The sequence below is a fragment of the Acinetobacter sp. WCHA45 genome (assembly GCF_002165255.2).
Taxonomy (GTDB): domain Bacteria; phylum Pseudomonadota; class Gammaproteobacteria; order Pseudomonadales; family Moraxellaceae; genus Acinetobacter.
This window is the reverse complement of record NZ_CP028561.1, coordinates 1,225,791-1,237,123: the sequence shown is the minus strand read 5'-3', so window position 1 is coordinate 1,237,123 and position 11,333 is coordinate 1,225,791. Positions and strand designations below refer to the sequence as shown.

Sequence of the window (11,333 nt, the reverse complement as noted above, 5' to 3'; positions counted from 1 at the left end):
ATGAATCTGTTTGACTCAAATAACGTGTCTAAACACTTGGATCATGTGCGTATTGTGATGGTCAATACCACCCTACCAGCCAATATTGGTAGTGCCTTACGCTCAATGAAAACGATGGGTTTATCTCAACTCGTTTTAGTTGCGCCTAAAACCTATCCACACCCAGATATTGATGCTTTAGCAGCGGGTGCACAGGATTTAATTGAAAAAATTGAAATTGTTGATACTTTAGAGCAAGCTATTCAAGACTGTCATCTCGTGTTTGGAACCAGCGCACGTAGTCGTACCATTCCATGGCCGTTACTGGACGTACGTCCTGCTGCAAAAGAAGCGTTACAAGCTGCAACTCAACAACAAAATATCGCTATTGTTTTTGGTCGTGAAGACCGTGGTCTCACCAATGAAGAACTTGCTTTAGCCAATTATCACTTAACCATCCCAGTTAATCCTGAGTATGGTGTTTTAAATGTCGCACAAGCGATTCAAGTCATTTGTTATGAGTTGAGAATGGCTGCACTCGAACAAAATACGCAACAAATGACTGTTGTTCCAGATGATCACATGCAACTTAAACAACAACAGAGCATGGAATGGGATGAGCCATTAGTAACACAAAAACAAATGGAAGAATTCTATCCTCATCTAGAAAAAATGCTGACTGAAATCGAATTTTTAGATCCAAATAATCCTCGTTTACTTCCATTACGCTTACGTCGCCTGTTCGGAAGGATACAATTAGATCGTATGGAATATCATTTATTGCGCGGAATTTTCAGCCGCGTACAGGCTTTAGCCAAAGGCTCATGGAAACAAACCAATTCGGAGGATCATGCCCAATGATTAAACAGCTTAAAGAAGATATCGAGGCTGTATTTGCACGTGATCCTGCTGCTCGAAATACACTCGAAGTTCTAACCACCTATCCTGGTATTCATGCTTTGATCATGCATCGTATGGCACATGAGCTTTGGAAAAAAGAGTACAAAGGTACAGCACGTTTACTCTCTTCATTTAGCCGCTTTGCAACAGGAATTGAAATCCATCCTGGCGCAAAAATTGGTAAACGCTTTTTTATCGATCATGGTATGGGCGTTGTCATTGGTGAAACAGCTGAAATTGGTGATGATGTCACGCTTTATCATGGAGTAACGCTTGGCGGCACAACATGGAATAAAGGCAAGCGCCACCCCACGCTTGAAGATGGTGTGGTGGTGGGTGCAGGTGCTAAAATCCTCGGTCCCTTTACCGTCCGTAAAGGTGCAAAAGTTGGCTCAAATGCAGTCATCACCAAAGAAGTTCCTGAGGGCGTAACCGCCGTTGGCAACCCTGCACGATACATTTTCAAGGATAAAACCCAGATTGAGCAGGATGAAGCACGCCGCCGTGATTATGCTGAAAGCATCGGTTTCCAGCCTTATGCCACCACTCAGGATCAGTCAGACCCAATCTTAGAAGGTATTCGTGTTTTACTGGATCGGATGCAGCAAAATGAAAAGCGCATGAATACCCTTTGCCAGCGCCTCTCGCTACTGGACCCAACATTTAACGGTCAAAAACAGAAGACACAGCCATTTAGTAAAGAAGAACTTAAAATTATTGAAGAGGTTAGACGTGAATGTGAAGCTCAGAGCAAAACTTCTTCTAACTAATCCAATTTATAAAAAATGTAACAAGCTTCTCGTTGCAAGTTGGTTTTGCTTTTCCTAGACTGGTAAAACCAACGACCGACCTAGTTAATTCACTAAAATTAATGGATGTAAAGCATGAATTTTAAGCCTTTGGCACTTTTTGTACTTTCAACTTCTTTTTTAACTGCATGTAGTACACCACCTCCTGTAAAAAAAGAAGTTGCGGCACCCCAACCTTTTGTATTCAAAGAACCTGATCCAACTCCCCCATTTTACGCTTTAAATCCAGTTAAATATGATGCTCCACCAAGCTTTGAAGTTGCAATTAAAGATGCATCGGCTCAACCTGTAACAAAAATGGTTGTTTCACTTCAAGGCGACCCATCAAAATCAACCACCCTTGAGGTGAATAAATTAATTGTCCCTACGACAGATCAAAAGCAACGTAATATGAAATATGCGGTGCTTGCTGGTGATAATGAAGTAGATGTCACTGAAATTGATGATTTTCTTCAATTGGTTGAAGGTAAAGCGCGTCACTATCCACCACGTTTTACGGAACGCCAAGAACGTAAAGGTTATGAGGCAAAACTTCGTGAAATTACGCAGAAACTTGATGCTTTAGCAGAAAAGCCCAATGCTTCTCTGGATGTACTTACTCGTGCATTTAAAGCAAGCGTTATGGCACGTAATATGGACTTAGGTACAGCCTATACAACCAAATCACTCAACTACGCACAGCGTATTCTTGCGATTAGCCCAAATGACCCTGAAACTAATTTTTGGTTTGGTTTTGGTCTATCTGAAGGTGGCGGTCAACGTGAAGCAATTCCATATCTAGATAAAGCGATTAAAGGCGGTGTACAAGAAGCTTATCTTTCTGCTGCAAATAACTATTTATGGTTAGAGCAAAAGAAAAATGCGATTCAAACACTCAAAAATTATAAAATTAATTATCCTGATGAAGCCGAAGTTGCAGATCAACTTATCAAAGAAGTTGAATCTGGAAAACGTTGGAATGTTTGGCAAGTCCTAAATTAAAGATTTGTGATTTTGTAAAAATAGACTGTTCAGAACAGTCTATTTTTTTAAGTTGATTGAAAAAACATCTTTTTTTCGTATTATAGCTAGAATCTTCCAGCTAAATTTGCTCCTTGATAATGCAAGCATCTAATTCAAACAAATATCTATTTGCCTTTACGCTGTTATCAACTATTGCTTTAAATGGCTGTCAGGTCGTTAGCCTCAAGCAACAAGCGGTTGATGTCACCCTAGCCAATGAACGTAATAGTATAGTAACTCAGAAAAAGTTAAGTGAAGCAAGCCTGAATGTCTTATCGATGTCAGGTAAAGAAGCAAAAATTTGTATGCAATCTCCGAATGAATGCATTGCAGATCTACACAAAATTCCTCAGATTCAAGACGAACAATTATTGTCGACAGCCAGTGAACTATATCTTGCTAAAGCCGTGTCACTGTCGGACTCATCAGAATGTAAAATCAGTAAATTGTCTAAACATAAACCTGCTGATGAACAAAAGCTAATACAGCAAAATTATGAAAGTTGTTTAGATCAGAAGCTTGAAGCTTTGGATAAAAGTATTCGTTATAGTTATGCGTATTTATTCAAAACATCACGTCAGCCACAAGAACGACTTTTTGATAACCGCCAATTACAAATTCGAGATTTCTACAATCAGGCACTTACTCAATTGGTGAGTGGTCATAGTTTAAGGAATCCATCGACCAATCTTAGCCCAACGATTAAAATTGGAAAAAGTACTTACACAATTGATATTCAAGCATATCAACGCCTACAGAATATGAAACTGGAAAAATTCATTTCCAGTTACAACATGAATTTTTCTGGATTAAGAGCAATTAACCGCCGTGATGGTTTCGGTTCTGATTTTGTCGCAGTTTTTCCATCGACAGACTCATCATCACAAGTAAATAAATACATTCTTAATCCTTTAACCCATGATTATCCTAAAGGGATAAATCCTAATATTCATAAAGCACGCTATTTAGCAGCCACAATTATTGCTCAACCGAAAAAATCGAATGCAACGATAGAAGATGTTTTAACAAATCCGAATTTTGAAATTAAGGTTTATGATCCTTATAGCATTGAGAAAGTAGAGATTGCCGGTAAACCATATTCATTAGCAGCAAATTTTTCTGCACCCTATGGTTTATGGCTAGCAGAAAACAATTTAGGTGCGGCTGCGTATTTGACCTTAATTGACCGCGATCAGCATTTGGCAATGCCGCATCTCTATATGCTGGAACCCTATAACCCGAATAAGAAAATCATTGTATTAGTACATGGTCTGGCAAGTAGTCCTGAAGCATGGATTGCGGTAACTAATGACATTATGGGTGATGCAATATTAAGAGAACATTATCAAGTTTGGCAAATTTTTTACTCTACCAATATGCCAATTTTGGAAAGCCGTTTTCAAATTTATGCTTTATTAAAACAAGCATTTGGTTCACTTAATCCCAAAGATGCAGCAGCCCAAGATGCAGTTTTAATTGGGCATAGTATGGGTGGAATTATTAGTCGACTTTTAGTGAGTGATGCAGATATTTCTAAACAAGCTTTAGAATTGATGAATAATCGCCAACAAACACGTCTAAGAAAACACCCTGTCATTGGTGAAAGACTCAAAATGAAACCAATTGAAAATTTTGATCGAGCTATTTTTCTCGCAGCACCACACCGAGGTACAGATTATGCAGACCGATGGTTTACTTTAGCAGCAAGAAAAATTATTAAAATTCCTGCAACTTTCTTAACGACCCTTGCAGATACGCTGACCAGTTATGATGTTGATTTAAAAGACTTTGTCAAAACACTAACGAATGATGTCATTCAAAATGGACCAAGTGATCTAAGTAAAAAATCTAAATTTATGGAACTGACAGCTAGCATCCCACCCGAAAAAGGCTTAGTTTTTCATTCTATTATGGGCAATATTACTAAAAGTGATGATCCAAATGTCATTACAGACGGGATTGTTCCTTATAAGAGTGCACATTTAGATGGTGCTGTTTCCGAGAAGATCTTCACGGGTGGTCACTCTATTCAAGAAACGCCCGAAGCTGTGTTAGAACTTCGTCGCATCTTACGCCAACATTTAGTTGATCATGGTTTATATAAACCGAAGAATTAAGCACAATAAAAAAAGCCCCAAACAATTGGGGCTTTTTTAATCAAATCATTTACACATCAGAGCGAATCATATAATCAAAAGCGGATAGAGACGCTTTGGCACCTTCACCTGTCGCGATGATGATTTGCTTGTAAGGCACGGTGGTACAGTCACCCGCAGCAAATACACCTTTGACATTGGTTTCATTACGATCATTGATCACAATCTCACCACGATTGCTGAGTTCAACCGCACTGTTCTTCAAGAAATCTGTGTTTGGTAATAAACCAATCTGCACAAAGATTCCTGCAAGCTCAACTGTATGTTCAACATCAGTCGCACGATCTTTGTATTTCAATGCCGTCACTTGAGCACCATCTCCGACCACTTCAGTACTGAGCGCATTCAAAATCACAGTGGTATTTGGCAAGTTGTTTAATTTGTCTTGCAACACTTGATCTGCACGAAGCTTGGTATCAAACTCAACCAACGTCACATGCTCCACAATTCCTGCAAGGTCAATCGCTGCTTCTACACCCGAGTTACCGCCACCAATCACCGCAACACGTTTGCCTTTGAATAATGGGCCATCACAGTGTGGGCAGTACGCCACACCACGGGTACGGTATTCTGCTTCACCCGGTACATTCATTTCTCTCCAACGTGCGCCTGTTGAAAGAATAATGGTTTTCGATTCAAGCTTAGCTCCATTTTCCAATTCAACTTCAACCAGACCATTGGCTGTTTGATCTGCACCTGTGATCTTGCTGACACGTTGCAAATTCATGATATCCACACCGTACTCACGTACATGGGCTTCCATATCTTGAGCAAACTTCGGACCTACAGTTTTTTGAACCGTGGTGAAGTTCTTAATGTCCATAGTATCCATGACCTGACCACCAAAGCGTTCAGCCACGATACCTGTTTTGATCCCTTTACGTGCTGCATAAATCGCTGCTGTACCACCTGCAGGACCACCACCAATCACCAATACATCAAAAGCATCTTTGGCATTGAGTGCTGCGGCATCTTTTTCAGCTGAGTTGGTATCTAGCTTCGCCACGATTTCTTCCAAAGTCATACGACCTTGTCCAATATGTTCATTGTCTTGAAACACCATCGGTACAGCTAAGATTTTGCGTTCTTCAACTTCTTCTTGGAAGAAACCACCATCAATCATGGTCGCCGTTGCATTCGGGTTATAGATTGCAATCAAGTTGAGTGCTTGAACCACATCTGGACAGTTATGGCAGCTCAATGAAACAAACACATCAAAGTTTGCTTTTAAATTTAAGCCTTTGATCTGGTTCAAGACTTCATCAGAGACTTTAGGCGCGTAACCTGATACTTGTAATAAAGCCAAGATCAAAGAGGTAAACTCATGTCCCATCGGTAAACCAGCAAAGAACACACGTGGTTGTTCACCTGCTTTAGCTACACCGAAACTCGGACGGCGAGCGTTTGAACCGTCAAAACGCGCCGTAACTTGGTCAGAAAGTTCTGCAATTTCAGTCACGAGTTCTTTGATTTTTGCAGCTTTGTCTGATTCATCTAAAGCCGCAACTAACTCGATTGGACTTTCTAAACGTTCTAAGTAAGCTTTTAATTGAGTTTTAATATTTTGATCTAACATGTATTTCTCCAAATTCTAAGCAGTTCAAGTCAGCTAAATTCATTCGATGAAGCTATAGTACGCAAAACTAATAAATAGGTAAAACAGTATGTTTTTATAAATTTAATCGGATAAACCGAATTAAGATTTAAGAGACATCAAGCTTTTGATTAATGCGCATATGGCGATTTTTCAATTGCTTAGCGAGTACATACAAAATAGTGCTTAAAGCAACAACCAACACAATCAAGCCCCATAAAATTACATTCACAATCTGAGAAATACGTTCGGCTTGTTGTGCACGCAGATCTAAGGGCTGAGTAATTGAGGTGATACTCTTACCGTAGAGCTGCTGCTGCATAACCCATAACTGTTCAGGCTTAAAATCATATTGTTTAAACTGAATCGGGTTATTCTTCTCAGCGACAATCAATTGATTCACGTAGACATTGGCAGTTTTACGATCGATAGGCTGATGCAATAAAGCTACTTGTGCCAACACATAGGCTTTTTCAGTCGATGAAATGTTGGCCTGCTGTAAATCTTGAGCAATTTGACTTTCAACAATATTATTTTGATAGCTCATCCATTGTTGATAAGCCTGTTTGGTTTCATCTTTCCAATCGTATTGAATGTAGCTCAGACTGGACCAAAGCAAAATAAAGGCAATAATCCAAGCCAGAATACGCTGTGTCCATGCTTGGAAACGTTGTTGAAAAAACTTAAATTTCTTCATCCAACTGAGCAGTAAAAATGCCCCAATAAACGAAACCAAAATTTTTAGAAACAACCAACCAAACCATGATAATAAATTAAAAAAATAATCGACTGGTTGTTTAAATGGCACCAATTCTTGAACATGATAAGGCAAATCTAATGCCTGAACATGCGTGGAAAGATCAAAGAACCGATAGATAAATTCTTTTTGCAAAAATAACGATGCAACTGTAATAACGACCAATGTACAGGCTAAAACGAACCAGATCATTAAATGACGTTGACGTTTTTTTCTTTGTACACGACAAAAAAGATAACTCATTGAAATAATGGCATAATACTTGTTTTCTGACGACGAATATGATGACACATTTCAATGAGTTACATCTCATCTTAAACAAATATCTAAAGTGGAACAAGTCACATGTAAAATGTTTTACACTGATTATGATTGCATTAATTGTAAAACAGACATGTAATCTTTCTTCTGCATCTAAAGCCTTACCCATCAAGTGCTTACCACAATCATTTTATCGACGTATACAACGCTTCTTTGCAGGTCAGTATTTTGATTATCGTCAAATTTCTCAGTTAATTTTCAATATATTTTCATTCGATAAAGTCCAATTAACTTTGGATAGAACCAACTGGAAATGGGGAAAACGAGATATCAATATCTTGATGTTAGCCATCGTCTATCGTGGAATAGCGATACCTATTGTTTGGACATTGCTCAATAAACGTGGAAATTCAGATACAAAAGAGCGTATTGCTTTGATTCAACGCTTTATCTCTATTTTTGGTAAAGACCGTATTGTGAATGTGTTCGCAGACAGAGAATTTATCGGTGAGAAATGGTTTACATGGTTAATTGAAAATGACATCAACTTCTGTATACGTGTTAAAAAAACTTTATTGTGACCAATCACTTAGCCAGGAATCATAAAATTAGTGATTTATTTCGTCATCTTCAAGTTGGTCAAACTGAATGTCGTAAACGACGTATTTGGGTTGGTCGAGTGAAACTGTATATTAGTGCGCTACGATTAGAAGATGGGGAACTTTTACTTGTTGTTTCTCCTATGTTTAATGCTTCTGCTATTCGTGATTATGCATTACGCTGGGAAATCGAAACCTTATTTAGTTGTCTCAAAGGACGTGGATTCAATCTTGAAAATACTCGTTTAACAGACCCTGGACGAGTCAAGAAATTGATAGCAGTGCTAGCTATCGGTTTCTGTTGGTGCTATTTAACAGGTGAATGGCAACATGATCGAAAAAAAGCGATAAAAATAAAGAAGCATGGACGACTTTCAGTAAGTTTATTTCGCTACGGTTTGGACTATGTTCAAATGGCTATTCTACGTTTGATTGGTTTTGGAAAAAAAGAAGAATTTAAGAAAGTGCTCGCAATTTTAAGAAAGAAAAAGCCTGATAGGACAAGGGCCCTATGAAATTTGTCGTGTACAGAGCGTTTTTTTAATGCATCTAAACGTTGGTCAATCGGTTGTACACTAAAATCGTTTATGGGTGACAATGATTTTTCCTTCAAAAATTAACAATATCAAGATTTAGGTGGCTGGCTATGCTCAAGCACTAAATGATTTAAGTTCTCTTGCAAAGCACGTAAACGTGTTGTCGCTTCCGCACGCTTTTGCATCCCTTCTTTCTGGATCTGAATCACATCATTTACTGTTTTAATGAGGGTGTTTTGTACATGTTCAAGTGTTTCTACATCAATCACTGAACGTTGATTCGCTTTCGCAGTATCGACTGAGTTTTGATGCAATAATTCAGCATTACGGCGTAATAATTCATTCGTTGTGTCATCAATCGCTTTTGCTAACTGGACACTATTCTTTTGCTCTTGTAATGAAATCGCCAAACTAATCTGATTTTTCCATGCAGGTAGCGTAATGTTCTTAATGGCATAGAACTTATCTACCAACATTAAATTATTCGACTGGATGATCCGAATCATCGGCAGAGTCTGCATTGCAGATTGTTGTAAAACCTGCAAATCACTGACTCTTTTTTCAAGATTATTCGCCAAATGATTAAGATCATAAATCTGTTGCGTCGTTTGTTGATCCTGCTCTTTTGATGTGAGAATTGAGATCTGTTGCTGAATATCCTGCTGTTTTAATTGCCCTGCAGCAATATAAACTCCAAGCTGTTTATATTCATCCTGTACCGCATCAAACATTTTATCTAAGGTTCCAACCCGAGCTTTCAACCCTGATTGAGAACTTTCAATTTCTTTAAGCAATACATCAATCTGCTCTTTGGTGGTATTAAAATGCTGATCAAAATTTTGTTTAGCATTTTTAAACTTACTCAGTAAACCGCCAAAAAACCCAGAGCTTTTTGATTTATTCAAAATACTTGAAGTATTCAATTGCTGTGCGACTTGCACGACCTCATTAAGTTTTTGTCCAGTCGTATCCAAATCTTTATTCTGAACCAGATTTAACAGTTCATCAGTATAAGTTGAAGTTTTACTGGCAATATTTTTGCCATATTCAGCTACCACTGTGGTACTGATATCTGCCAATTCTTTATGTGCATCCATTACTTCTGCAAGATCATGTGGTTGCAATCCTAAATCTTTTAAATTCAACTGTTCAAAACGTTGCTCAGGCTTTACTTCAAGCTCATGAGATAATTTGCTAAGTTCTGAATCTGACATCTTTTTTCCCTCTTATTTCTGTAATGATTTTTTCAAATTTCTAATTAAATCTTCTCGACTTTTATCAAGCTGATCAAGTGTATTTGTTGAAGTCGATGCTGTACTTTGTTTAACGTGATATTGCCATGCAGGAATCAAAACCTGTTGTGCTTCTTTAAATCGATCTAGCAAGCCAAAAGATAACTCTTGTGATAACTGCATTTGTTTCATCGCAATATCATTACTCGTTTGTAAGGTGTGTAAGGTGTTTATTTTTTTTGAGAGCCGTTCAACAAAATGGTCAAGCTTTTGCTGTTGAGTAAATTGAGGATATTCTATTAAAAATTCATCAGCGGCGCGGATATAAGCGGCCATCTGTTCTCTCAAACCTAAAGCTTGCTGTAGTCGTGATTGCGATTTTTGGATTTCGATCTGTAAGCGCTGACTTAAATGATTTGCTTCATTGATTAAATGCTCAAGATCTTTGACAAACTTTACTTGACCAGCATCGTATTCAACATCTATACCTAACCATTTTTGCAACGCGTTAAAACGACGACCACCTAAATGTTTTTTGGAAATTGAAAGTTGCTGAATAATCTGGGTAATCACTTCACTCAATTGCTGATTCAATCTAGGGTCAACACCATTCAGTAATACACTTTGAGCTTGAACTAAATGATCTGCATAATGATTCAAACGATGTGGATCATTGAGTAGAGGAAGTAAATCATTACGTTTAATCGCTAAAATATGTTCTTGATTTGATTCAATTTGCGATAAAGGTATGAAGTCGAACGATTGCGTCATATTAGCCGAGTATAGTAAGAACAAATAAATTTGAACATAATTAGTTTTAGCATGTTCTTACTCTTTCGCATACTTAAATGTTGTTATGTTTTTTAAAATTTAACATTTTGGAATGAATAAAAAACCTCTTAATTACAATGAATAAAGAGGTTTTCAGAATTGTAAACGATGCTTTATTCATCATTCAGAGCGTATTCAAAACTATTTGGATTTTGCTTACAACGCACTTTTTTCAGAAAGTTCATCATTTTAGGATCATAAATACCTGCTTTGGTTAAAAAAATACGAGCTTCGCGCATCATTTTCATATAATTAAGCTGTTCTTCGGGGGAATGTTCATCCAATATTTTTCAGAAATTTCTTTTTCATATTTTACGATGATATTAAATGTACGACCAAGTTGACCCGCTACCCATTCACGAGACTTTTGCCCAAATCCTTCAGGAAACTTATCCTTTGGAATAATAAAATTTGCTGAAATTTGTGTTAATGGAAATTTTACGATTCCACCTTTATCCCCCAAACCTTTATAGAGTTCAAAGGGTTTATAAGCAACAATCATTGATAGGCAAGTATTGCTGTTTTTAAGTCTGTTCATGCACCAATTGCATCCAATGATGCTACATATTTATTGAATTGGCGACCACGCAAACCACTAATAATCGCACCATCACATTGTCCAAGTTTCAAATCTTAGGAATTTACAGTCAATTACTCTCTAAACAAGACCGTTTTAA

At 37.7% G+C, this 11,333-nt stretch carries 9 protein-coding genes and 1 pseudogene; 5 read left to right on the top strand and 5 right to left on the bottom strand.

The window, feature by feature from the left end:
- From CDG55_RS07310 to CDG55_RS07295, 4 genes are all read left to right on the top strand, one after another.
- Window positions 1-840 (top strand): RNA methyltransferase, encoded by an 840-nt coding sequence (locus CDG55_RS07310; RefSeq protein ID WP_087537494.1) that lies wholly within the window; start codon window positions 1-3, stop codon window positions 838-840.
- Window positions 837-1,649, top strand: coding sequence for a serine O-acetyltransferase (cysE, locus tag CDG55_RS07305; protein ID WP_087537493.1), 813 nt, complete (start codon window positions 837-839; stop codon window positions 1,647-1,649). The genes CDG55_RS07310 and cysE overlap by 4 nt, the downstream gene beginning before the upstream one ends.
- A gap of 114 nt (window positions 1,650-1,763) precedes the next feature.
- A complete protein-coding gene (locus CDG55_RS07300) occupies window positions 1,764-2,669 on the top strand; it encodes an ABUW_2363 family tetratricopeptide repeat lipoprotein (protein WP_087537492.1) in 906 nt (301 codons plus the stop codon).
- Window positions 2,670-2,788: 119 nt separating this feature from the next.
- A complete protein-coding gene (locus CDG55_RS07295; RefSeq protein WP_087537491.1) occupies window positions 2,789-4,807 on the top strand; it encodes an esterase/lipase family protein in 2,019 nt (672 codons plus the stop codon).
- Window positions 4,808-4,856: 49 nt separating this feature from the next.
- On the opposite strand, the gene ahpF is transcribed toward CDG55_RS07295, so the two are convergent.
- Together ahpF and CDG55_RS07285 are read right to left on the bottom strand one after the other, a co-directional pair.
- Window positions 4,857-6,422: an alkyl hydroperoxide reductase subunit F gene (gene ahpF / locus CDG55_RS07290; RefSeq protein ID WP_111313916.1), complete on the bottom strand. Its 1,566-nt coding sequence runs from the start codon at window positions 6,420-6,422 to the stop codon at window positions 4,857-4,859.
- 127 nt (window positions 6,423-6,549) lie between these two features.
- Window positions 6,550-7,440, bottom strand: a complete 891-nt coding sequence (locus tag CDG55_RS07285; protein WP_087537537.1) for a hypothetical protein — start codon at window positions 7,438-7,440, stop codon at window positions 6,550-6,552.
- A gap of 41 nt (window positions 7,441-7,481) precedes the next feature.
- Between CDG55_RS07285 and CDG55_RS07280 the strand changes: the two genes are divergently transcribed.
- Window positions 7,482-8,572, top strand: a protein-coding gene (locus CDG55_RS07280; protein WP_111313932.1) for an IS4-like element ISAba33 family transposase whose coding sequence is annotated in 2 segments (ribosomal slippage) — window positions 7,482-8,022 and window positions 8,022-8,572 — 1,092 coding nt in all. Because the reading frame shifts where the segments join, the coding sequence is not laid out codon by codon here.
- Window positions 8,573-8,682: 110 nt separating this feature from the next.
- Here the strand turns inward: CDG55_RS07280 and CDG55_RS07275 are convergent.
- The 3 genes and pseudogenes from CDG55_RS07275 to CDG55_RS07265 all read right to left on the bottom strand — a co-directional run.
- Entirely contained in the window at window positions 8,683-9,807 is a 1,125-nt protein-coding gene (locus CDG55_RS07275; RefSeq protein ID WP_087536885.1) for a toxic anion resistance protein, read from the bottom strand.
- Between the two features lie 12 nt (window positions 9,808-9,819).
- Window positions 9,820-10,596: a tellurium resistance protein gene (locus tag CDG55_RS07270; RefSeq protein ID WP_087536884.1), complete on the bottom strand. Its 777-nt coding sequence runs from the start codon at window positions 10,594-10,596 to the stop codon at window positions 9,820-9,822.
- Window positions 10,597-10,769: 173 nt separating this feature from the next.
- Window positions 10,770-11,289: pseudogene (locus CDG55_RS07265) on the bottom strand (putative solute-binding protein); the annotation flags it as partial.
- Window positions 11,290-11,333: the final 44 nt, after the last annotated feature.

What these genes read in the sequence shown, in the direction of transcription:
- CDG55_RS07270 (WP_087536884.1), bottom strand. Translation starts at nt 10,596, where the DNA reads ATGACGCAATCGTTCGACTTCATACCTTTATCGCAAATTGAATCAAAT.
- CDG55_RS07310 (WP_087537494.1), top strand. Translation starts at nt 1, where the DNA reads ATGAATCTGTTTGACTCAAATAACGTGTCTAAACACTTGGATCATGTG.
- cysE (WP_087537493.1), top strand. Translation starts at nt 837, where the DNA reads ATGATTAAACAGCTTAAAGAAGATATCGAGGCTGTATTTGCACGTGAT.
- CDG55_RS07295 (WP_087537491.1), top strand. Translation starts at nt 2,789, where the DNA reads ATGCAAGCATCTAATTCAAACAAATATCTATTTGCCTTTACGCTGTTA.
- ahpF (WP_111313916.1), bottom strand. Translation starts at nt 6,422, where the DNA reads ATGTTAGATCAAAATATTAAAACTCAATTAAAAGCTTACTTAGAACGT.
- CDG55_RS07285 (WP_087537537.1), bottom strand. Translation starts at nt 7,440, where the DNA reads ATGAGTTATCTTTTTTGTCGTGTACAAAGAAAAAAACGTCAACGTCAT.
- CDG55_RS07275 (WP_087536885.1), bottom strand. Translation starts at nt 9,807, where the DNA reads ATGTCAGATTCAGAACTTAGCAAATTATCTCATGAGCTTGAAGTAAAG.
- CDG55_RS07300 (WP_087537492.1), top strand. Translation starts at nt 1,764, where the DNA reads ATGAATTTTAAGCCTTTGGCACTTTTTGTACTTTCAACTTCTTTTTTA.